Raw genomic sequence first — 21,678 nt, 5'->3', positions numbered from 1 at the left:
GACCGCTCCTGAACTGATGGCCGATCCGGTGGTCGTCCCGCCGGTGCCGCGCCGTGGCATTCCGGGTATGCGGCTGTTCTCGCTGACGTCGGGACTACAGCGCGTGACGTTGATCGCCGGACTCGCGTTGATCGGGTTGTTCGTGGTCGTCGCGGTGTTAGCACCGCTGATCGCGCCCTACGGATTCGCCCAGATCTCGGATCACGGTGTGGATTTCGTGCGGCAACAGGCGCCCTCGGCGCAGCACTGGTTCGGCACCTCGGTGCGCGGGGAGGATGTGTTCTCCCGGGTGGTCTACGGTGCTCGCACCGCGCTGATCGTCATCGCGATCTCGCTGGTGTTGTCGCTGTTCGTCGGTGTGCCACTGGGTTTGGTGTCCGGATATGTCGGGCGCTGGGTGGACCGAGTGCTGGTGTTGTTCATGGACGCGATGTACGCGTTCCCGACGCTGCTGCTGGCGATCGTGGTGTCGATCGTGGTGGCGGGCGGCAATTCGTCGAGTTTCGGCGGTGTGCTGTCCGCGGCCGTCGCGATCACGGTGATCTATGTGCCGCAATACTTCCGGGTGGTGCGCAACGCGACGGTCGCGGTGAAGACCGAGCCGTATGTCGATGCCGCCCGGGTGACGGGGGCGCCGATCGGGCGAATCCTGTTCCGGCACATCTTCCCCAACGTCACGCAGTCGCTGCCGGTGATCATCACACTCAACGGCTCGGAGGCGATTCTGACGCTGGCGGCGCTGGGATTCCTCGGTTACGGCATCGAGCCGACCCAGGCCGCGGAATGGGGTTACGACCTGAACAAGGCGTTGTCCGATGTCTCCGACGGGATCTGGTGGACCGGGATTTTCCCGGGTGTGGCCATCGTGCTGGTCGTGCTGGGGATGACGATGGTCGGAGAGAGCCTGAACGAGGTACTCAACCCGCTGTTGCGGACGCGCCGGGCGGCCTCGGGTGCGGGCGGAGCGGCCGATGGGGTCGTGGACGGGCAGGGGGCCGAGGAAGAGTCGGGAGTCGACGCGATACCGGCCGGCGCGCCCGAGAGCGCTTCCGCCGCGAACCGCACCGGAGGCGGGAATGACTGAAATATCCGAACGTACCGCGGCCCTGTCGATTACCTCGCTCTCGGTCACCTTCAGCACCGATGCCGGAGCGGTCGATGCGGTGCGCGACGTGTCGTACGAGGTGTTCCCCGGTGAGGTGCTGGCGATCGTCGGCGAGTCGGGTTCGGGCAAATCGGTGAGTTCGCGCACCGCGATCGGACTGCTGCCGCACACCGCACAGGTGCGCGGCACGGTCACCGTCGGCGCGCACGCGATCACCGCGATGTCGGACAAGCAGCTGACCGCGATCCGCGGCGGTGAGATCTCGATGGTGTTCCAGGAACCCGGCGCGGCCCTGGACCCGCTGTTCACCGTCGGCTTCCAGATCGCCGAAGCCGTTCGCGCCCACACGAATACGAGTCGCCGAGCGGCCAAGGCCCGCGCGGTCGAATTGCTGCGAACGGTCGGCCTGCCCGATCCGGAGCACCGGGTCGACTTCTATCCCCACCAACTCTCCGGCGGCCAGAAGCAGCGCGTGATGATCGCCATCGCCATCGCGTGCGAGCCGAAGGTGATCATCGCCGACGAACCCACCACCGCGCTGGATGTCACCGTCCAGGCCGAAATCCTGGAACTGCTCCGCGATCTGCGCGATCGCACCGGCAGCGCCATCGTCCTGATCACCCACAACATGGGCGTGGTCGCCGATCTCGCCGACCGAGTCGTGGTGATGCGTTCGGGTCGGGTGGTGGAAACCGCACCGGTCGACGAACTCTTCGCCGCCCCGAAAGAGCAGTACACCCGGGACCTCCTCGCCGCCGTCCCGCACCTGGGCGCGGGCCTCGAACCCACCGCCGGGCCGGTGTCCCCGATTGCGCCGCAACCGGATTCGGCAGCGATCCGTCCGGCATCGGACAGGTCGGTGAGCATTCCGGAGCCGGGTGGATCCGGGGCGTCCGAGCGCTCCGCTGCTGCGGCATCCGGGCATGTGGCCGTCGAGAGCGCGATGACCGGGGACGCCTCGGATGCGGGGGCGGTCGAGCACGGGGCTGCGGGTGAGGTCTCGGGTGCCGGGTCGGTCGCGGCTGGGGAAAGCGCGGTGGTCGCGGGAGCCGGGGCTGTGGGGTCGGCCGAAGATCGGGCGGCCACCGAAACCGTACTCGAGGTGCGGGACCTGGTCGTGGAGTTCCCGGGTGCGCTGGGGCGGGCGGCATTTCGCGCGGTCGACGCGGTCAGCTTCAGCATCGCGCGCGGTGCGACCCTGGGGCTGGTAGGGGAATCCGGGTCGGGAAAGACGACGATCGGCCGGTGTGTGGCGGCGCTGCAACGACCTTCGTCGGGGGTGATCCGGGTGCAGGGGCAGGAGCTGACCGGCTTGTCCGAGCGGCGGTTGCGGCCGGTGCGCAGGCGGCTGGGGTTCGTCTTCCAGGACCCGGCGACGTCATTGAATCCGCGATTGACCGTGGGGCAGTGCGTCGCCGAGCCGCTGGTGGTGCATCGCGCGGCCGGCGGAGCCCAACTGCGTTCGCGGGTGCGGCACATGCTGGATGCGGTGCAGCTTCCCGAGGGTGCCGAAAAGCGTTATCCCCATGAGCTTTCCGGTGGCCAGCGGCAGCGGGCGAGTCTGGCGCGAGCGCTGGTGCTGAATCCGGATCTGCTGGTCGCGGACGAGCCGACCAGTGCCCTGGACGTCTCGGTGCAGGCGCGGGTACTCGAGTTGTTCGCCGATCTGCAACGCGAATTCGGCTGGGCTTGCCTGTTCGTCAGCCACGATCTCGCGGTGGTGGATCAGCTCGCCGAACGGATCATGGTGTTGCGCAACGGTTCTGTCGTCGAACAGGGCACCCGTGACGAGATTTTGCGGCACCCGTCCCAGGAGTACACCCAGCGCCTGGTCGCGGCCGTACCCGTCCCGGACCCGGTCGAACAGCGCCGTCGCCGCGCCGCCTCGGCCGCCCTGTTCGCCGCCGACCGCGCCGGGTGACCCGCCGGGTGCGGTGCGCGGGCCGTCCTCCCTCGACGGAATCCGCTGCACCGCATCCTTTCCGGGCGGACGCTGGGCCGGTGGTAGGTACCGGCCGAGTGTTCACCGATCCGGGGCGGCGGCCGGTGCCGGACTGCCGCCGCCCCGAATCGGGTCCAGGACTGAAGCCGTTCGCCGTCCGCCCAGCTGCTGCTGTCGCCTCACCTCGGTAGCCGGTTCCATGGCGGTATCGCCCGCACGGCGTGACCCGATCGGTGCGGTTACGAGCCGACATCGGTGGCGCGCTGAAAAAGCCATCGGCCCCGACAGGTTCAGCGCTGTGCTCGCGGCCCTGTAGCCGGGAAGTGCGACTGCGGCGGTACGCGGGGCTATGCCTCGGGTGAACGCAGCAGGCCGCTCATCATCAGCAGGATGCATTGCTCCGCTTCCGCGCGTTCGGTTTCCGGGTCTTCGGCGTTGGCAACGAGCATGCCCGCCTCGGTGACCGCGCTGAGGATCAGGTGAGCCAGGACTCGGACGGGCGCGTCCACCGTCAACCCCGCCGCGACCGCGCGCTCGAGCAGGTCGGTGATCAGGCCGAGGCCGTGGCGGCTCTCCATCTCGCGCCAGCCCGCCCAGCCCAGGACGGCCGGGCCGTCGGCCATCGCGATGCGTACCGTTTCCGCGCGGCTGCACATGTCCAGGAAGGTGCGCAGGCCGACGGCCATCGCGGCCATCAGATCGTTCGGATCGGGCAGAGCCGCCACGGCCCGCTCGATCTCGGCGGTGTTGTCGGCCTCGAGTTGTTCGAGCACGGCCAGGAACAATCCCCTCTTGTCGCCGTAGTGATGGTGCAGCGCACCCCGGGTGACCCCGGCCTCGGAGACGATCTCCTCGGCCGAGACGCCCGCGTAGCCGCGCTCGGCGAACAGTCGGTAGCCGGCCTGTTCCAGTGCGCTGCGGGTGGTGCGGGAGCGGTCCTCCTGACTACGGCGTGGCATGCAGCCGAGTGAACTCCACGATCAACTCGGTGAGCAACTCGGGCTGATCCTCGGCGATGAAGGTGTAGGAATCCTCGATGGTCTTCAGGGTCGCGTTGGGCAGCTCGCCCGCGAGCCGTTGTGCGAAGGACAGTTTGAACGCCTTGTCCTCGGTCGCCCACGCCAGCAGTATCGGCAGGTCCAACTCGGGGAACCGCTCTGCGGCGGCCAGGGTGTAGCGGTTGTGCACCCCGCGCACGAAGCGGCGCAGGTCCGCCCGCACCGCGGCCGAATCGCGACTGGGCCGCAGATAGGAATCGGTGATCTCCGCGGGCGGCTGCCGCTTGGTGACCAGGCCGAAGGCGATCGGCAGCCGCAGGGCGGGCCGAAAGCGCATGAGTTCGAGCATCGAGCGCAACAGGCCCGGGACCGCGGCGAGCCGGGGCAGCGGGGTGAACGGCTGCGGGAAGAACTTCTCGTAGGCGTCGCAATTGGTGAGGACCACACGCGCGACCCGGGATCGGTTGCGCGTCAACAGAATTTGCGTGATCGCCCCACCTGTGTCGTTGGCCACCAGCGTCACGTCCCGCAGATCGAGCCGCTCCAGGAAGGCGGCGATGAGATCGGCCGCACCGGTGGGGGACAGGTCCGCGTCGGGCACCGCGATGGTGTGCGCGCCGAACGGCCAGTCCGGGGTGATGCATCGATGTCCCGCCGCGGCCACACCGGGCACGACCTTGCGCCACAGATCGGCGTTGACGAGCAGTCCGTGCACGAACACCACCGGGTCGCCGGAGCCGGTGCCGTGATAGCGGATCCGGGCGCCGGGCAGGTCCACATGATCGATCGGTCCGAGTGCGGTACTGGTTGCCATGATTCCTCCGGGGCTCGAGGGTGGATGTCCGCTCAGATTCACATACATACGGTATGTATGTCAATAGCCGATGTGGCCCGCCGTACAGTGCGACAGCGGCCCGAATGACCGATGGCGCGGATATGTCGCATCCGGATAAGGGGCCTGGACAGCGGCATCATCGCGATGGCGAAATTTTGTCGATCTGCCAAGCCAATACCGGTGCATGCCCGTTACTCCGCTCCGGTAGCGTGATCAGGCATCTATCCGCCGATTCGGTTTGGAGCTTTCCCCGAAAATGACTGAGCAGACCCCGAGTGGTGCCGGTATGGACGGCCGGGGCGGCGCTTCGTACGCTGCCGCCGGTGTGGATATCGAGGCGGGTGACCGCGCAGTCGAGCTGTTCGCGCCCCTGGCGCGCAAGGCCACCCGGCCCGAGGTACAGGGCGGCCTCGGTGGATTCGCCGGACTGTTCGCGCTCAAGGGCGGCTACCGCGAACCGGTGCTCGCCTCCTCGACCGACGGCGTCGGCACCAAACTCGCGGTCGCGCAGGCCATGGACAAGCACGACACCGTCGGACTGGACCTGGTCGCCATGGTCGTGGACGATCTGGTCGTCTGCGGCGCCGAACCGCTGTTCCTGCAGGACTACATCGCGGTCGGCAAGGTCGTCCCGGAGCGGGTGGCGCAGATCGTGTCCGGCATCGCGGAGGGCTGCATCCAGGCCGGATGCGCACTGCTCGGCGGTGAGACGGCCGAGCACCCCGGCCTGATGGAGGACGACCACTACGACATCTCGGCCACCGGCGTCGGCGTGGTCGAGGCCGATGCGGTGCTGGGTCCGGATCGGGTGCGTCCCGGTGACGTGGTCATCGCCATGGGTTCCTCGGGCCTGCACTCCAACGGCTACAGCCTGGCCCGCAAGGTGCTGCTCGACATCGACCGGATGTCCCTGGCCGGACACGTCGAGGAGTTCGGCCGCACCCTCGGCGAGGAATTGCTCGAACCCACCAGGATCTACGCCAAGGACTGCCTGGCGCTGGTCGCCGAGACCGATGTGCGCACCTTCGCGCACGTCACCGGCGGCGGGCTGGCCGGCAACCTGTCCCGAGTGCTGCCCGCGGGCCTGGTCGCCGAACTCGACCGCGGGACCTGGAACCCGGCGCCGGTGTTCAAGCTGATCGCCCAGCGCGGCCGGGTCGAGCGGTCCGAGATGGAGAAGACCTTCAACATGGGCGTCGGCATGGTCGCCATCGTCGCCCCGGAGGACGCCGATCGCGCACTCGCCGTCCTGACCGCCCGCCACATCGCCTGCTGGACGCTGGGCACGGTGAAGAAGGCCAAGGACGCCGACGCCGACCGCGTCACCCTCGAGGGCGAACACCCTCGCTTCTGACGACATGAACCACCCCGGACGGGACGGTCGGCTGGCCGCGACGAACCGTCCGGGGGTCACGGTGTCCGGGTAACTCATCGGGTACGCCGAAGTAGCTCGGCACTTACCGCCTGCCCGAAACGCAAAATTCCCCGCACCGCACGACATGCTGAAGTCGCGGGAAAGCGGGGAGGCACCGAAGTCCCGGTAGGAAAAACGGGACGTCGATGCGAAATGAGCCCATCAGCTGGTGAGGCGAATCTTCCAACCGGGCCGGAGACAGTACTGACGTGTGAAGGGGGAGGCCGGTATAGCCTCCCCCTTCACACGTCGGTCCAGGTCAGCGGCGCCAGTTGTCGTAGTCGTCGTCGGTGTCGTTCCAGCGTGACAGCGAATCGTCGCCGTCGTGCTCGTCGGACAGCACATCACCGCGCTGCGAGTTGTGGGAGTGTCCCGACAGCTCGCGCTGAAGGCTCGTGAAGTCGGTCGATGGCGAGCTGTACTTGAGCTCGCGAGCGACCTTGGTCTGCTTTGCCTTAGCCCGGCCACGGCCCATGGCTGACCCCCTCACGTCACTGCGGAGCGGCCTGGGGTGGTTTGGCGGCCCCGTTCGAATTAATACTCTTCCTGACAGACACTTTAGCGTGTGTCGCGCGGTCGCGCTTCCAGGAGTGGTCGAAGACTCCCGATCCATCCGCGTTTGCCGGGTTGTCGCCCTCGGCCAGGAGTTATCCGAACAGTCCGGGTACCGCGCGGATCACCCCGACCCGCGCACCCCCGCCGAGCACCGCGGGAGTCGCCAGATCCGCGTGCGCATCGGTCCACGCCACCCCCATCCGGCGCAGAATTGCCTGCGTCAGGGGCATGCGGGCACGATCGTGACCGTCGTCGATCTTGTAGGCGAACGCGCGTCCGTCCGGCAGCGCACCCGCGTGCAGACCGTCCGCGCCGATCTTGCAGACCAGTCCGGGGGTGGCGCGCATGGTCAGCAGGTCCGGGCCGTCCGTGCCGGAAATCACTCGCGGATTCTCTCGGATCGCCTCGGCGACGCGCCGCTGCGGCGTCCCGGGCTCGCCGGTCGTCATCGCGGCGTAGGCGCGGGCCAGGTTCACCAGCGAGACCGGCACGATCGGCAGACCGCAGCCATCGATGCCCAGATCCGTCTCCGGCTCTCCGGTGATCTCGGCGATCGTCGCGGACACCGCCTGCTGCAGCGGGTGCGCCGAATTCAGGTATCCGGTCGTCGGCCAGTCGTTGATCTTGCAGGTCGCGAGCATGGCGGCGTGCTTGCCCGAGCAGTTCATGTAGATCTTGCGCGCGGCCTTCGCGCGGTCCTGTCCGGCCAGGGCGTGAGCTCGGGCGAGTTCGTCGGAGGGCAGATCCGGCGGGCACTCGAGCTGATCCTCCTGGAATCCGAACCGGTCCAGCAGGCGCCGCACGAGCGCCACATGATCCGGCTCGCCGAAATGCGACGCGGTCGAGATGGCCAGCTCGGCCTGGTCCACGGGCTCGAAACCGTTGCGCAGCAGGGTGATCGCCTGCATCGGCTTATTGGTCGATCGCGGGAAGATGGGCAGATGCACCTCGCCGAGTGCGATTTCCGGCTCCCCGTCACCGTTCAGGATCACCACCGAACCGCGATGCACGCACTCGCGGAATCCGGACCGGACCACTTCGACGAGGTCGACGCTCACGACCGCGCCTCGCCGGCGCTCGGCTCCGTCGCAAGCGTCGCGCGCCGTATCGATGCTTCACTCCGCCGCGCTGTGTTCATCGCCCGCGCAACCTCTCCACCGCGAGGCGACCGGCCTGCGGTTCGTCGTCCGCCGGAATCGAATCCGGATCTATCGCCGCGGCCATCGGCCCCGCCTCCAGCCTGGCGTCGGCGGGGACCGCGCGTTTGAGCAGGGCCAGGGCAATGGGGCCGAGTTCGTAGTGGTCGACGAGGGTGCCCAGGCGGCCCACCGCGCGCCCGCCCGCGGTCACCGGATCGCCGGCCTCCGGACGGGAGTCGGCCGATCCGTCCAGATGCAGCAGAACCAGACGACGTGGCGGCTTGCCGAGATTCTGCACCCGCGCGACCGTCTCCTGACCGCGATAGCAACCCTTGTTCAGGTGGACCGCACCGAATTCGCCGACGCCGCCGATCCAGCGAACCTCGTGCGGGATGGTGCGGTCGTCGGTGTCCACGCCGACGCGCGGTCGCACGGACGCCACCCGCAGCGCCTCGAAGGCCCACAGCCCGGCCGGAACCGCACCCGCGGCGGTCAGCCGGGACCACCAGGAGGTCAGGTCCTCGCGCGGGACGAGCAGATCGAAACTGTCACCGGTGGGCCACGGCATACGTCGCAGGAATCCGCCGGCCGGTAGCGCAATTGCGCCATATGCCGGAGGTAGCTGTTCCACGCCGAGCGTTTCGGTGAGTGCGGCGATTCCGGGGCCGAGCAGGGTGAGCACGGCGTGATCGGGCGCGGCCTCGGGCTTCGCGTCGGCCCAGAACACCATCTTGCGCAGGTAGTCCAGCAGAGCCTGGCCGCGCTCGCCCTCGGTGTCGATCCACAGCGTGCCGTCCAGATCGGTGAGCACGAAATGGTGCAGCACCCGTCCGTTCAGGTCCAGGTCCAGGTCCTCGGCGGATTCACCGTCGCCGAGGTCGGCGATGTGCTGGCTGGAGATGGTGTGCAGCCAGGACAGCCGCTCCGCGCCGGTGATGGTGAACACGAACCGATGCGACCGATCGACCACGACCGCGCGCTCGACCGCGGCTCGCTGTTCTCCGAACGGATCGCCGTAATGCCAGGCGACCGCGGCGTCGGGGGTTCCGGGCGGGCCCGCGACGGCCCCCGGAACGGTCAGCAGCGGACTGGGCGGGAGATCCACGGACACGTCATCCACAATAGGCGACTTCGGACTCCGGGGTCGGCGCGCGCCGCGCAGCGAGATTTCACGACCTGTTTGCTGTGGGGTTCCTCACCGGTTGCCGGGTGATCCAGGTGCGTGTGAAGGTGGCCGACGGCAGTTCGGTATCCTCTCGCGCGGGCGTCCGTTCGCCTAGGCTGCTGCCCATGGTGGATCGAGTTCTGGTGACACTCGACGGCGCGGTCCAGGACCCGGACGCGCCGTTGCTCTCTGCGGACGACTTCGGCGCACTGCGCGGTGACGGCGTCTTCGAAACGGTTCTGGTACGCGAGGGCAAGCCCTGTGCGTTGGAACTGCATCTGGCCCGGTTGCGGCGTTCGGCGCAGATTCTGGATCTACCGGAACCCGATCTCGGCCAATGGCGTTCGACGGTCGAGATCGCGGCCAAGGAGTGGGGCGCCGAGCGCGAGGGTCAGCTGCGTATGGTGCTGACCCGCGGTCGCGAAAGCGACGGTCCCGCATCGCGAGTCACCTCCGGCGTCCTGTCCGAGACACCGGACTCGACCGCGTACGTTCTCGTCGTCGCGGTCCCCGAACGGGTGAACAAGGCGCGCACCGAAGGGGTGTCGGTGATCACCCTGGCGCGCGGCATCTCGGTCGATCTGGCGCAGAGCGCGCCGTGGCTGCTGATGGGCGCGAAATCCCTGTCGTACGCGACGAATATGTCCGCGCTGCGCTTCGCCGCCCGCCAGGACGCGGACGACGTCATCTTCACCAGCACCGAGCACCGAGTGCTGGAGGGGCCGCGTTCGACCGTGGTGATCCAGCGCGACAAGCAGTTGCTCACCCCGCCCGCGAAACACGGTGTGCTGCCGGGTATCACCCAGCGAGCGCTGTTCGCCGAGGCCGAGCGCGCGGGCTGGAAATGCGAGTACAAATCCTTCTTCGTCGCGGATCTGATCACCGCGGAGAGCGTGTGGATGTTGGGGAGCATCACACTGGCGGCGCGGGTGGCATCGCTCGACGGGTTGCGGATGTCCGCTCCGGACTGTGCGCCGGAGATCAGTGAACTGGTCGATCGGGGGGTCGCACGATCCTGGCAGCTCGCCGATTGGTGAGGTAGGTCGTGTGCGTGTCGTGACCTAGGACTCGTTGTTTCCCAGGGTATCCGGCGTAGCCTTTACTACGATATGTAGTAGGGGTAGGAGGCCGGATGAGCGTTGTCGACATATCGCGGTGGCAGTTCGGTATCACCACCGTCTATCACTTCATATTCGTTCCGCTGACCATCGGTCTGGCGCCGCTGGTCGCGGGCATGCAGACCGCCTGGGCGGTGACCGGCAAGGAACACTGGTACCGGCTGACGAAGTTCTTCGGCAAGCTGTTCCTGATCAACTTCGCCCTGGGAGTCGCGACCGGCATCGTGCAGGAATTCCAGTTCGGCATGAACTGGAGCGAATACTCGCGATTCGTCGGTGACGTCTTCGGCGCGCCGCTGGCGATGGAGGGCCTGGTCGCCTTCTTCTTGGAGTCGACATTCCTCGGGCTGTGGATCTTCGGCTGGACCCGGCTGCCCAAACTGGTGCATCTGGCCACGATCTGGTTGGTCGCGATCGGGGTGAACGCCTCGGCGTACTTCATCATCGCGGCCAACTCGTTCATGCAGCATCCGGTCGGCGCGGTCTACAATCCGCAGACCAAACGCGCTGAGCTGCACAGCATTTCGCAGCTACTCGGCAACAACACCGCGCTGGCGGCATTTCCGCACGTGGTCGCCGGGGCATTCCTCACCGCGGCGACTTTCGTCGCCGGGATCGGCTGCTGGTGGATGGTGCGCGAGGCACGCAGGGGCAACGTCGACCTCGCCCGCGACCTGTGGCGCCCGGCCGCGCGAATGGGTATGTGGGTGATCATCATCGCGGGAGTCGTCCTGGTTTTCACCGGTGACGTGCAGGGCAAGCTCATGTTCAAACAGCAGCCGATGAAGATGGCCTCGGCCGAATCGCTGTGCCACGGGCAGACCGATCCGGACTTCTCGGTGCTCACCGTCGGCACGCACAACAACTGCGACAGTGTCACCCACCTCATCGAGGTGCCGGGCGTGCTCCCCTGGCTGGCCGAGGGCAAATTCAGCGGCGTGACCCTCGGTGGGGTGAAGGACCTGCAGGTCAGCTACAACGAGAAGTACGGACCGGGCGACTACCGGCCGAATCTGTTCGTGACCTACTGGACGTTCCGCGCCATGATCACCTGGGCCGGCGGTTCCGCGCTGATCGCCCTGCTCGGCCTGTGGCTCACCCGGCGCGGGCGGATCCCCGGACAACGCTGGTTCGGCTGGCTGAGCCTGCTGGTCATCCCGACGCCCTTCCTGGGCAACAGCGCCGGCTGGGTGTTCACCGAGATGGGACGTCAGCCGTGGGTGGTCGCACCGAACCCGACCGGCGATCCGCACATCCGGATGACGGTGCAGCAGGCGGTATCCGGCAACGCCGCGGGTACCGTGCTGACCTCGCTGATCGTGTTCACCGCACTGTACGGGGCGCTCGCGGTCGTCTGGTTCTTCCTGATGCGCCGGTACGTCGTCGAAGGGCCCGAGGAGGTCGCTGCCGCCGCGCACGCGGAAGACGGTGCCGTCGAGAAGCTTTCGTTCGCCTACTGAGGGAGTCGCGGCAATGAGTCTGCCGGAATTCTGGTTTCTGCTCATCGGTGTGCTGTTCACCGGCTATTTCGTGCTGGAGGGCTTCGACTTCGGCGTCGGTATGCTGATGCCGATTCTCGGCCGGGGATCGGAAACGCGAAAGCGCGTGGTGCTCAACACGATCGGGCCGGTATGGGACGGCAACGAGGTGTGGTTGATCACCGCGGGCGGTGCGCTGTTCGCGGCTTTCCCGGAGTGGTACGCGAGTCTGTTCTCCGGGTTCTATCTCGCGCTGCTGCTGATTCTGGTGGCGCTGATCGTGCGGATCGTCGGCATCGAATACCGCAGCAAGATCGACGATCCGCGCTGGCGGGCGGCTTGCGATGCGGCGATCGTCTTCGGATCCTGGGTGCCCGCCCTGGCCTGGGGACTGGCCTTCGCGAACATGGTGCACGGCGTGAAACTGAACGAGCACAAGCGAATCGCCGGAAATCTGCTCGATCTGCTCGGCCCCTACGCACTGCTCGGCGCGCTCACCACGGCACTGCTGTTTCTGCTGCACGGCGCGGTGTTCATCGCGCTCAAGACCGGTGGAGAGGTGCGCGAGAGCGTGCGCCGGATCGCACGGATCGTGATCGTCCCGACCGTGGCCGTGGTGGCGGCCTTCGGACTCTGGACGCAGCTCGCCCACGGCAAGGGCTGGACGTGGATTCCCTTGGCGCTGGCGGTGGTCGGGCTGGCGCTCGCGGCAGCGGCGACATTGCGCGGGCGGGACGGCTGGGCGTTCACCGGGACCGCGCTCACCATCGTGGCGGCGATCGTGTTGCTGTTCGGTGCGCTGTTCCCGTATGTGCTGCCGTCGACTGTCGATCCGGCGTTCGGGCTGAGCGTGGACGGCCGGGTGGTGGACGGTCATCGGACCGTGAGCGCCTCCTCGACCCATTACACGCTCATGGTGATGAGTTGGTGCGCGCTGATCGTGACCCCCGTCGTGCTGCTGTACCAGGGCTGGACGTACTGGGTGTTCCGCAAGCGGCTGACCGTCGAGCAGATCCCATCGGCGACCGGGCTGCCGCTACAGCGCAGCGCCGTGGGTTGAGCCATGGCCGGACCCGTCGACCCGCGCCTGTGGCGGCACGCTCGTTCCGCCCGCCGGTATCTCCTGCTCAGCGTAGGGCTCTCGCTGGTGACGACCGGATGCATCGTGGTGGCCGCCTCGATGCTGGCGCGGGTGCTGGCCGGGGTGATCACCGATCCGGGACGTCGCACCCTCGGCTCGTGGGCCGTGCAGATCGCGGTGTTCGCCGCCGCGGTCGGCTGCCGGGGCCTGGCGACCTGGTGGCAGTCCAGGCTGGCGCATCGGGCCGGGGCGCAGGTCGTGGCCGAGTTGGAGCAGGCCGTGCTGGTGCGCGGGGCCGAGCTCGAGCCGCGCGAGCTGGATTCGCGCCGAACGGAATTGGCGGTGGTGGTCGGCAGTGCGCTGAGCGGGCTGCGGGCCTATCTGACCGGCTACCTGCCCGCGCTGCTGCTGGCCGCATTGGTGCCGCCGATCGTGCTGGCGGTCATCGCGCTGCATGATCCGACCGCCGGGGTGATCATCCTGGTCACGTTGCCGCTGATCCCGGTGTTCATGGTGCTGATCGGGTTGATGACCCAGGGGCGGTCCGCCGCGACGCTGGCCGCTGCCACGCGGCTGTCCGATCAGTTGCTCGACCTGTTCGCGGGAATGCCGACGCTGCGTGCACTCGGGCGTGAAACTGCCGGTGACGCAGCGGATTCCGGGATGACCATGCGTCATCGGGTGCGCGCGCTGGGTGAATCCCTGCAGGCGCGGACGATGTCGGCGTTGCGGGTGGCGTTCCTGTCCTCGATGGTGCTGGAGATGCTGGCCACCCTGTGTGTCGCACTGGTGGCGGTATCGATCGGAATGCGGCTGGTATTCGGGCATATGAGCCTGTACGCGGGTTTGCTCGGGCTGATTCTCGCGCCGGAGGTGTATCTGCCGCTGCGGGCGGTGGGGGAGCGTTTCCACGCCGCGCAGGACGGTATGGCCGCGGCCGAGAAAGCTTTCGCGGTATTGGAATCCGATGATCGCGAGGTCGGCGCCACCGGCGCGCGGGCGATCCCGGATTTCCGCGGCGTGATCGAGATTCGCGACCTTTCGGTGGGCTCGCGTGCCGGATTCGCGCCCGCCGGGCTGTCCGCGGCGCTGCGACCCGGTGCCATCACGGTGCTGGCCGGACCGAACGGATGCGGTAAATCGACTGTGCTGCAGTCGATTCTGGGGCTCATTCGACCCGATGGCGGAACGGTTCTGGTGGACGGCGTGCCGGTGCCGGAACTGGACCCCACGTCGTGGTGGGCACACGTCGCCTGGTTACTGCAGCGTCCGGTACTGCTGCCCGGCACCCTGCGTGAGAACCTCGAACTGCTCGGCGCGAGCGCCCGCGCCGATCTTCTGGAATCAGCCTGCGCCGCAACCGGATTCGACAGCGTTCTGAACGAACTCCCCGACGGCTGGAACGCCGTCGTCGGCTCCGGCGGCCGCGGCCTGTCCCTGGGCCAGCGGCAGCGTCTCGCGCTGACCCGAGTCCTGGCCGCCGACCGTCCGATCCTGCTGCTGGACGAGCCCACCGCCCACCTCGACGACGCGGGCGCCGCCACGGTCCTGGCCGCCCTCACCGCCCGAGCCCGCGCCGGCGCCACGGTCGTCGTCGTGGCACACCGCCCGGACCTCCTGGCCGTCGCCGACCACGTCGTCGAGGTCCGTGCCTCTTACGGCGATCGGCTCGAAATCCCGGCCGCACCGGATGATCACGCTCCGGAGTTCGCACCGCCGCCGCGCCCCGCTGCAGGACCGGCCGCGAACGCTCGCCCCGCTGCCGCCGACGGCGCTGTCGAGGAGCGCGGCGTGCGGATTGCCCGGAAACATCAGGGGGCCGTCCGATGAGTGGCGCGTGGGCCGACTTCCGTCGGATGCGGACGATGCTGGGGCTGTCGGGGTGGCGGGTTGCGGTCTCGATCGGTTGGGGGGTGCTCGCGCTGGGCAGCGGGCTGGGGTTGGCGGGGCTGGCGGCCTGGTTGATCGCGCGGGCCTGGGAGATGCCGCCCGTGCTGGATTTGAGTGTTGCGGTGGTGGCCGTTCGGGCGCTGGGGATTTCGCGGGGATTGTGCCGCTATCTGGAGCGGCTGGCCACTCACGATGTGGCGTTGCGCGCGATGACGACCGCGCGGACCGGGGTCTACACCGCGTTGGCTCGGGCCGACATCTGGACCCCGCGCTCGCGGGCTGACGCCGAACCGACTGCGGCCCAGGATGATCCGATGCGCCTGCGGCGGGGAGATCTGCTGACCCGGATCGCCGGCGATATCGATGATCTCGGCGCGGTGGTGGTACGGGCGGTGGTGCCGATCTCGGTCGCGCTGGTGTTGTCGATCGCCGCCGTCGCCGTGCTGGCGCCCGTATCTCTCGCTGCCGCAGTAATTCTCGCCCTCGCGCTGGCCGTCGCCGGAATCTTCGCGCCGTGGTTGTCCGCGCGGGCCGCCCGCGAGGCCGAACTCGCTGTCCGGGAGGACCGCGCCGAATTCACCGCCGCCGCGATGACGGTGCTGGATCACGCGCCCGAACTGCGGGTCGCCGGACGTCTGGACACGGCCCTGGAGACGGCCTCGACCGCGAGCCGCCGAGCGGTAGCGGCCGAGGATCGTGCCGCCGCGCACAGTGCGTGGGCCGCCGCGGCGACCCCGATCTCGATCGGCGCGAGCGTTCTGGGCGCGCTGCTGATCGGCATCGTGCTCTACGGAGGTCCGGGAGTGGCGTCGATGCCCGCCGGTGCACTGCAATCCGTGCCGCCGGGCGCGATCACGCCGATGGCCCTGGCCGTGCTCGTACTGCTGCCGCTGTCCGCGTTCGAGGCCGTGGGCGTACTTCCCGCGGCGGCTCGGGCGCTGACCAGTGGTCGTGCCGCGCTGCATCGGATCACCGCCGCCGAGAAGGCGAAAGACGCTCGCGCACAACAGGATCGACTGCGGGACCTGCCCGCCCTGCCCGCGGGCCGCCGGATCGCGGTCCTCGGCCCGAGTGGCGCGGGGAAGACCACGCTGCTCATGGCCTGGGCCGGGTTGTTCGACACCCCGCGTCCGGGGGTCACCTTCTTCGCCGAGGACGCTCACCTGTTCGGCACCACCGTGCTGGAGAATCTGCGGGTCGCCCGTGGCGATATCACCGGGGACGAGGCTCGCACGGCCCTGCACGCGGTCGGCGCGGGTGACTGGCTGGACGGCCTCCCCGAGGGCCTGCACACCGAGCTGATCGGCGGCGCGGCAGCGGTATCGGGCGGTCAGCGCCGCCGCATCCTGCTCGCCCGCGCCCTGCTCTCCCCGGCCCGGGTGCTACTGCTGGACGAACCCACCGAACATCTGGAAGCCGACACCGGCGCTGATCTCCTTCGCGCTCTGCTCGATGACACCAGCGGCCTGATCACCCCCGATCGCACGGTCGTGGTCGTCACCCACCAGCTGCCCCAGGACCACCGCGCCGACACGATCGTCCGGGTGGCCCCCGGCGGCCGGATCTCGATCCGGCCCGCCCTCACCCATCTCACCAGCGGTTTCGCCCCGCGCGAAAATACGTTGCCGAGCGGCGGAACCATTCGTTAGATTCGTGGTACACGGGAAGGAGGTGGTTCGAAGAATGAGTATTCATAGGACACGTGAGGTGGCTGTCAGCTGAGCGCCACCGCTGCGACGGGTTGACCGTCCGCGCGAGCGCGCGGCGAATCCCAGGCAGTCACCCGGCCCCCGAGTCCCCGGCACGTCCGACCGGGACCGTGAGATGAAAATCCGCGGTAAGGCTCGGGGGTCGTTCTATTCCGTCTCCCGAAACCGGCAGAGCCGTTGACGGTGGACCGTTACGCCCGGATCTGTGGGAGCCCAGGGGGAGATCCCCCCGGGCCACCCGTGCCTCAGACGTAGGTGTACGCCACGCTATTGCTGGGCCCACCGGAACCGGTCACGGTGATCTGTACCGCACCGGCCGACCCGCGAGGGGCGACCGCCGTGATCTGGGTTGCCGAGTCGATGGTGAATGTTGTTGAGGTACTACCGAACTGCACTGTCAGCGGGCCGGTGAACCCGGTGCCGGTGATTGTGACGCTGTTGCCGCCGGCGGCGGGACCGGAGGTTGGGGAGATGGCGGTGATGGTGGGGACCACCATATAGATGAACGGGATCCCGCCGCTGGTGCCACCCGGGCCGGTGACGACCACCGACACGATTCCTGTTCCAGCGGGACTGACAGCTGTGATCTGTGTGTCGGAGTCGACTGTGAATGATGTCGCCGGTGTGGTACCGAAATCGACCGTGGCGACGCCCGTCAGGCCCGACCCCGTGAGCGTGACCGTCGTCCCGCCGGCAGTGGTCCCCTGGCCGGGATCGATGCTGTGCAATGCGGGAACCGCGAGGTAGGTGTAGGAGATCCCGTTGCTGACACCGTCGGGGGTGGTGACGGTGACCTGTACCGCGCCGGTGCCGGCGGGTGCGACGGCGGTGATCTGGGTGGCGGAGTCGATCGTGAAAGTGGTTGCCGTCCCGCCGAACTGGACAGTTGCCGGGCCGCTGAAGCCGGTACCCGTGATCGTGACACTCGTACCCCCTGTCGTGGGTCCCGAGGTGGGAGACAGGGACGTGATAGTGGGCATGGAGCCTCCCTCTGTTGCTGTGCTGATCGTTTCTGTCGATAGTGCGTATTGCCGAATTGTTCTGGCGGCCCGCTACTTTCAGTAACGCTCCGAGACGGGCTGCCTGGCAATGCATTTGCCGTCCGTTTTGGTTCGGTTCTCGGATATCCGCTGTGTCGTGTTCCCGTTGTCGAGAAGCCCCCGAGTCTTCGAATACCATCCGGTTGGTTCTCGGTCTGCCCTACTGCCCCCACGCCCCGGGAACCGCATTGGGGTCGGAGCCGAGCCTTGTGCCCACGTTCGGGAAGGGTGAATGAGGCTCGGCTCCGCCGGTTCCGCGTGCGTCATCAGGCGTAGGTGAAAGGTGTTCCGGTGCTCGTGCCGACGGCGGTGGTGACGGTGACCTGCACCGTGCCTGTTCCGGGTGGAGTGACCGCGAGAATCAGCGTGTCCGACAACACGAGATAGAAGGTCGCCGGGGCGGTGCCGAAGGTCACCGCGGTGGCGCCGGTGAATCCGGTGCCGGAAAGAGAAACGAACGTACCTCCGGTTACCGGGCCGGTGTTCGGGCTGATCGAGGTGATGGCGGGGATACCCAGATACGTGTACGGCAGGCCGTTACTCGACCCTGCCGGGGCGGTGACGGTGATGGGTACCGTGCCTGTCCCGGCCGGAGCCACCGCGGTGATCTGGGTGTCCGACACGATCGTGAACGACGTTGCCGGTGTGGCACCGAAGTTGACTCCGGTGACACCGGACAGGCCCAGACCGGTGATGGTCACCGTGGTTCCGCCGGCTTGTGGTCCCACCGCCGGAATCGAGAACAGCAGGATCGGTGCCAGCACGTAGCTGAAGCCGAGCCCACTGGCCGTGCCGGCCGGGGTGATGACCGTGACCGGTACCGTCCCCAGACCCGGCGGAGCGACGGCGGTGATCTGTGTATCGGAGTTGACGGTGAACGAGGTCGCCGGAAGGATGCCGAAAAACACCGCGGTAGCGCCGGTGAACCCGGTACCGGTCACGACGACGGTAGTGCCCCCGGTGACCGGTCCCGAAGCCGGACTGATCGAAGTCAGCGTCGGTACCGGCAGATATGTGAACGGTACGCCGGCGCTTGTTCCGGCCGCGGTGGTGACCGTGACCTGCACGGTTCCCGTAGCCGCCGGAGCGATCGCGAGGATCTTGGTGTCCGACAACACGAAATACAAGGTTGCCGGGGTGGCGCCGAAATTCACAGCGGTGGCGCCCGTGAACCCGGTGCCGGTCACGGTGACCACGGTACCTCCGGTCACCGGCCCTGAATTCGGGCTGACCGAGATCACGGTGGGTACTCCCACGTAGGTGAACGGCAGCCCGTTACTCGAACCCGCCGCGCTGGTGACCGTGACCGGCACGGTGCCGACCCCGGCGGGAGCGATCGCCGTGATCTGCGTGTTCGAGACGATCGTGAACGAAGTCGCCGGTACGGCACCGAAATTGACGCCGGTGGCGCCGGACAGACCGGTACCGATCAGCGTGACGGTCGTCCCCCCGGCGGCCGGTCCGGTGGTGGGAGCGAGCGACGTCAACGACGGAACCGTCACGTAGGTGTAGGAAGCGCCGTTGCTTGTTCCGCCGGCATTGGAGACGGTCACCTGTACCGTTCCCGCTCCCGGCGGCGCGATCGCGGTGATCTGGGTATCGGAATCGATGGTGAAAACCGTTGCGGTGGTGCCGAACTGGACCGTGGTCGGCCCGGTGAACCCGCTACCGGTGATAACCACGGGATTACCCCCGGAGGCAGGCCCCGAGGACGGTGAGATGGCGGTGATGGTAGGCATGATGGTGCCTCCTTTTCGGTCGAGCGGATAACTCGAGTGCAGTAGGTTGCTCTGCGGTTGTTTGCCGACTCTCGCCATGGCACGGCAATATCAGTAACACCTCTGAACCCACACTGGCGCAAGGCATCTCACGATCCGCTTTGGTCCGCTTTCCGGATGCGGCGTTCGGCAACCGAAGCCGGCGCAGTGCTGTTCGGCAACCCGCATGCAAACCGGACGAAAGCGGAGCGGAGATGCGTTGCCCGGCAACCGGTCCAGGGGGGTTAATGAAAGAGCCGGGCCTTCGGTAGGAGTGGTGCCCTCGGGTGCGGGGCAACGATCGAGCAGAACAGCGAGGAGGCGAGCATCATGCCTGTCATGGCGTCGCTCTCTCCGGCCCCGGGATCCGTCGACGAAACGGCGACGATCAGCCTGCCGAACGAAAACGGTTGGCCAGGGCATCGTCTCGTCCGACATCTACGGCGTGATCCTCGCGCGCTCGTCGCGGCGAGCGCCCCGGCAGTCGAATCCGTACGCAGCGGAGTCGATCCAGCCGCTCCCGCGGACACCGGTGAATCCGGATGAGAAGCCCGAAGTCGCCGGAGCGCTACGACCCCTTCGAGGTCGTCCTGTGCGCTGTGTTCGGCATTTCGGTACTGCTGCAGTGCTTCTACGGTTCGCCGGCGAACTCCGCCGTCGCCACTTTGCCACCGGGTTTGCGGAAGCTGTGGCTGGGGCTGACGCTGACCGGCTGTCTTACGACACTGGTCGGCGTTTTCGCCCGGCGGGTATGGGGCTATCTGATCGAGCAGATCGGTTTGGGGGCGCTGGGCTGGTCACTGGTCGCCTTCGGTACGCAACTGCTGATGATGCAGATCCATCAGCAAACCATCAGTGCGGCTACGATTCTGGGCGGTCCACTGCCTATCGCGTTGGGTATCGCGTTCCTGTGGAAGCGCCGACAGGTGTCACAGGAGCTGAAGACGCTACGTGCGATCCGAACGAGGAGGACCGCATCGTGAACAGTCTTACGTCCTCACCGCTGTTTTCCGCACTCGTGCTGCTCGCCAGCTCCTCAGCGTTCTCGGCCGCGGTCACCGCATGGTTCAAGCGAGGCGACGTCGACGCCACCATGACGAAGAAGAAAGCCGACGCCGCCAAAGTGCTCAGCGATCTCGCCATCTCCGAAACCCAACGGATGTCCGAACAAATGGGCGAATTCCGGATGGCGCTGCGCGTGCATCGTGAGTGGGACCGCAAAATGGTCACCCGGGCACGCCAAGCAGGCATCGAAATCGATGACCCCCCTGAGCTGTACCTATAACCCGAGCCACGGATACGGACGGCCATGGGGATCAACGCTGCGCGCGGGGCCGGACCGATTCCGGCCGGCATGAGTGCGACCCACCGCACCGCGCCGGAGCGACCGGTCCGCGGATTTTACGTTGTGGGTATGAGTGCCTTTGTCGAGCTCAGCCGATGTAGCGCTGCAGGCGAGCCGACAGGCGGGGTTCCAGGGCGCCGTCGGCTACCACGCGCTCCTCGACGTAGCCGAGGTCGCCGCCTTCGACGATGCCGTAGAGTCGCTTGGCGCCGCCCACCACCGCGCCGGATTGGCTGCGGATGACCACGTCGGTGGCGAGTTCCCAGGAGGATTGAGTGAGGGCCTGGCCGTAGAACAGTTCGACGATGCCGGAGCTGTGTGTGAGCAGCAGTTCGATGACCTCGTCGTCGCCGTCGACGCCGACCCGCCAGAAACCGCTCTCGCGCAGGTCGGGGCCGTCGTACCTGCCTTCGGCGTCGATCACCCAGGAACGGGACTGCCAGGTCAGATAGTCGCCGCCGTCGTGCGAGACGATGATCTGCTGGCCGAAGTGGTAGTCCCCGCGCTCGGGATCGTTCCCCTCGCCTTCACCGCGCCACACGCCGACCAGCGGCAGCAGCGCGAGCATGGAGGAACTCAGATCCGGGCCCAACCGCAGATTCGCGGTGTCCTCAGGGAGCGGTAGGTCCGGCAGCTGCGGAATGTTGCGCGCGCCGGTGGACTTGGCCCGCTCGGCGGCCTCGTTCACCGCGGCATCGCCACTGCGATGCGCGGGCTCGGCTCCGTTGCCCTTCGCGGACGCGGAACCGTTCTTTGTCGAGTTCTCGGCGTGCTCGGCCTCGGTCACGACTCGGTGAAGAGCCGGTAGAGGACGTACAGACCGAACCAGGCGATCAGCACGGAAACGAGAACCAGCAAAATCTCGAAGGTAAGGACCACACCGGAAGTCTATCGACCCGCAATCCGGAGAGGAAAACGGGGACGTTGTGACAATCCGCATGCAACCGCATCCCGACGTCGACCCGTCTTCCCCCCGATGCCGTAGGCGAGCCCCCGGATACGCAAGATGCTTCGCCGCTGACCACGTCGAAACGTGCCCAGCGGCGAAGCATCTTTGTACGCCGGAAGTCGCCCGCGAAACGAAAGGTTCAGCAACGCCAAACCCCA

The 21,678-nt window shown here is 67.6% G+C and carries 18 protein-coding genes; 10 read left to right on the top strand and 8 right to left on the bottom strand.

Features of this window, described 5'->3' with window-relative positions; all coding sequences use genetic code 11:
* Window positions 1-16: 16 nt before the first annotated feature.
* Complete coding sequence (locus tag NV1_RS07270) at window positions 17-1,084, top strand: ABC transporter permease (protein WP_084525186.1); 1,068 nt, start codon at window positions 17-19, stop codon at window positions 1,082-1,084.
* Entirely contained in the window at window positions 1,077-3,026 is a 1,950-nt protein-coding gene (locus NV1_RS45045) for a dipeptide ABC transporter ATP-binding protein (RefSeq protein ID WP_067886884.1), read from the top strand. The genes NV1_RS07270 and NV1_RS45045 overlap by 8 nt, the downstream gene beginning before the upstream one ends.
* Window positions 3,027-3,394: 368 nt before the next feature.
* Here the strand turns inward: NV1_RS45045 and NV1_RS07260 are convergent, their stop codons facing one another.
* On the bottom strand, window positions 3,395-4,006 hold the full coding sequence (locus tag NV1_RS07260; protein ID WP_067886881.1) for a TetR/AcrR family transcriptional regulator: 612 nt from the start codon (window positions 4,004-4,006) through the stop codon (window positions 3,395-3,397).
* Window positions 3,993-4,859 carry an alpha/beta fold hydrolase gene (locus NV1_RS07255; RefSeq protein ID WP_067887210.1) on the bottom strand — a complete coding sequence of 289 codons (867 nt, stop codon included), beginning with the start codon at window positions 4,857-4,859 and terminating at the stop codon, window positions 3,993-3,995. Before NV1_RS07255 ends, NV1_RS07260 begins: the two co-directional genes overlap by 14 nt.
* 277 nt (window positions 4,860-5,136) lie before the next feature.
* Between NV1_RS07255 and purM the strand changes: the two genes are divergently transcribed.
* Window positions 5,137-6,234: a phosphoribosylformylglycinamidine cyclo-ligase gene (gene purM, locus NV1_RS07250; protein ID WP_067886878.1), complete on the top strand. Its 1,098-nt coding sequence runs from the start codon at window positions 5,137-5,139 to the stop codon at window positions 6,232-6,234.
* 319 nt (window positions 6,235-6,553) lie between these two features.
* On the opposite strand, the gene NV1_RS07245 is transcribed toward purM, so the two are convergent.
* The 3 genes from NV1_RS07245 to ygfZ form a co-directional block, all read right to left on the bottom strand.
* The gene (locus tag NV1_RS07245) at window positions 6,554-6,769 is read right to left on the bottom strand and encodes a DUF3073 domain-containing protein (RefSeq protein ID WP_067886875.1); all 216 of its coding nucleotides are present in this window, start codon (window positions 6,767-6,769) and stop codon (window positions 6,554-6,556) included.
* A 172-nt stretch (window positions 6,770-6,941) separates the two neighbouring features.
* Window positions 6,942-7,907 (bottom strand): asparaginase, encoded by a 966-nt coding sequence (locus NV1_RS07240; RefSeq protein WP_067886872.1) that lies wholly within the window; start codon window positions 7,905-7,907, stop codon window positions 6,942-6,944.
* A gap of 76 nt (window positions 7,908-7,983) precedes the next feature.
* The gene (ygfZ, locus tag NV1_RS07235; RefSeq protein ID WP_067886868.1) at window positions 7,984-9,111 is read right to left on the bottom strand and encodes a CAF17-like 4Fe-4S cluster assembly/insertion protein YgfZ; all 1,128 of its coding nucleotides are present in this window, start codon (window positions 9,109-9,111) and stop codon (window positions 7,984-7,986) included.
* Between the two features lie 167 nt (window positions 9,112-9,278).
* Here ygfZ and NV1_RS07230 point away from each other — a divergent pair, with 167 nt between their 5' ends.
* The 5 genes from NV1_RS07230 to NV1_RS07210 all read left to right on the top strand — a co-directional run bounded on the left by NV1_RS07230 (window position 9,279) and on the right by NV1_RS07210 (window position 16,369).
* Window positions 9,279-10,190 carry an aminodeoxychorismate lyase gene (locus tag NV1_RS07230; RefSeq protein WP_067886865.1) on the top strand — a complete coding sequence of 304 codons (912 nt, stop codon included), beginning with the start codon at window positions 9,279-9,281 and terminating at the stop codon, window positions 10,188-10,190.
* Window positions 10,191-10,285: 95 nt separating this feature from the next.
* A complete protein-coding gene (locus NV1_RS07225) occupies window positions 10,286-11,731 on the top strand; it encodes a cytochrome ubiquinol oxidase subunit I (RefSeq protein WP_067886862.1) in 1,446 nt (481 codons plus the stop codon).
* A 13-nt stretch (window positions 11,732-11,744) separates the two neighbouring features.
* A complete protein-coding gene (gene cydB, locus NV1_RS07220; protein WP_067886859.1) occupies window positions 11,745-12,809 on the top strand; it encodes a cytochrome d ubiquinol oxidase subunit II in 1,065 nt (354 codons plus the stop codon).
* 3 nt (window positions 12,810-12,812) lie between these two features.
* Complete coding sequence (cydD, locus tag NV1_RS07215; RefSeq protein ID WP_084525170.1) at window positions 12,813-14,660, top strand: thiol reductant ABC exporter subunit CydD; 1,848 nt, start codon at window positions 12,813-12,815, stop codon at window positions 14,658-14,660.
* Entirely contained in the window at window positions 14,657-16,369 is a 1,713-nt protein-coding gene (locus tag NV1_RS07210) for an ATP-binding cassette domain-containing protein (RefSeq protein ID WP_067886857.1), read from the top strand. The genes cydD and NV1_RS07210 overlap by 4 nt, the downstream gene beginning before the upstream one ends.
* 305 nt (window positions 16,370-16,674) lie before the next feature.
* Here the strand turns inward: NV1_RS07210 and NV1_RS07205 are convergent, their stop codons facing one another.
* Both NV1_RS07205 and NV1_RS07200 read right to left on the bottom strand, forming a co-directional pair.
* Window positions 16,675-17,409 carry an IPT/TIG domain-containing protein gene (locus tag NV1_RS07205; protein WP_067886854.1) on the bottom strand — a complete coding sequence of 245 codons (735 nt, stop codon included), beginning with the start codon at window positions 17,407-17,409 and terminating at the stop codon, window positions 16,675-16,677.
* A 326-nt stretch (window positions 17,410-17,735) separates the two neighbouring features.
* A complete protein-coding gene (locus tag NV1_RS07200; protein ID WP_084525185.1) occupies window positions 17,736-19,208 on the bottom strand; it encodes an IPT/TIG domain-containing protein in 1,473 nt (490 codons plus the stop codon).
* A gap of 560 nt (window positions 19,209-19,768) precedes the next feature.
* Between NV1_RS07200 and NV1_RS07190 the strand changes: the two genes are divergently transcribed.
* Window positions 19,769-20,209 (top strand): hypothetical protein, encoded by a 441-nt coding sequence (locus NV1_RS07190; protein ID WP_067886848.1) that lies wholly within the window; start codon window positions 19,769-19,771, stop codon window positions 20,207-20,209.
* Window positions 20,206-20,511, top strand: coding sequence for a hypothetical protein (locus tag NV1_RS07185; RefSeq protein ID WP_067886845.1), 306 nt, complete (start codon window positions 20,206-20,208; stop codon window positions 20,509-20,511). The genes NV1_RS07190 and NV1_RS07185 overlap by 4 nt, the downstream gene beginning before the upstream one ends.
* Before the next feature lie 148 nt (window positions 20,512-20,659).
* Here NV1_RS07185 and NV1_RS07180 read toward each other — a convergent pair whose 3' ends face one another.
* The gene (locus NV1_RS07180) at window positions 20,660-21,259 is read right to left on the bottom strand and encodes a heme-binding beta-barrel domain-containing protein (RefSeq protein WP_373864594.1); all 600 of its coding nucleotides are present in this window, start codon (window positions 21,257-21,259) and stop codon (window positions 20,660-20,662) included.
* Window positions 21,260-21,678 lie beyond the last annotated feature (419 nt).

Origin of the sequence: Nocardia vaccinii NBRC 15922, from assembly GCF_001613305.1 — a bacterium.
Taxonomy (GTDB): Bacteria; Actinomycetota; Actinomycetes; order Mycobacteriales; family Mycobacteriaceae; genus Nocardia; species Nocardia vaccinii.
This window is presented reverse-complemented; position numbering and strand designations above follow the sequence as displayed.

Coding starts and splice junctions, on each gene's coding strand:
- NV1_RS07270 (WP_084525186.1), top strand. CDS start 17: ATGGCCGATCCGGTGGTCGTCCCGCCGGTGCCGCGCCGTGGCATTCCG.
- NV1_RS45045 (WP_067886884.1), top strand. CDS start 1,077: ATGACTGAAATATCCGAACGTACCGCGGCCCTGTCGATTACCTCGCTC.
- NV1_RS07260 (WP_067886881.1), bottom strand. CDS start 4,006: ATGCCACGCCGTAGTCAGGAGGACCGCTCCCGCACCACCCGCAGCGCA.
- NV1_RS07255 (WP_067887210.1), bottom strand. CDS start 4,859: ATGGCAACCAGTACCGCACTCGGACCGATCGATCATGTGGACCTGCCC.
- purM (WP_067886878.1), top strand. CDS start 5,137: ATGACTGAGCAGACCCCGAGTGGTGCCGGTATGGACGGCCGGGGCGGC.
- NV1_RS07245 (WP_067886875.1), bottom strand. CDS start 6,769: ATGGGCCGTGGCCGGGCTAAGGCAAAGCAGACCAAGGTCGCTCGCGAG.
- NV1_RS07230 (WP_067886865.1), top strand. CDS start 9,279: ATGGTGGATCGAGTTCTGGTGACACTCGACGGCGCGGTCCAGGACCCG.
- NV1_RS07225 (WP_067886862.1), top strand. CDS start 10,286: ATGAGCGTTGTCGACATATCGCGGTGGCAGTTCGGTATCACCACCGTC.
- cydB (WP_067886859.1), top strand. CDS start 11,745: ATGAGTCTGCCGGAATTCTGGTTTCTGCTCATCGGTGTGCTGTTCACC.
- cydD (WP_084525170.1), top strand. CDS start 12,813: ATGGCCGGACCCGTCGACCCGCGCCTGTGGCGGCACGCTCGTTCCGCC.
- NV1_RS07210 (WP_067886857.1), top strand. CDS start 14,657: ATGAGTGGCGCGTGGGCCGACTTCCGTCGGATGCGGACGATGCTGGGG.
- NV1_RS07205 (WP_067886854.1), bottom strand. CDS start 17,409: ATGCCCACTATCACGTCCCTGTCTCCCACCTCGGGACCCACGACAGGG.
- NV1_RS07200 (WP_084525185.1), bottom strand. CDS start 19,208: ATGCCTACCATCACCGCCATCTCACCGTCCTCGGGGCCTGCCTCCGGG.
- NV1_RS07190 (WP_067886848.1), top strand. CDS start 19,769: ATGAGAAGCCCGAAGTCGCCGGAGCGCTACGACCCCTTCGAGGTCGTC.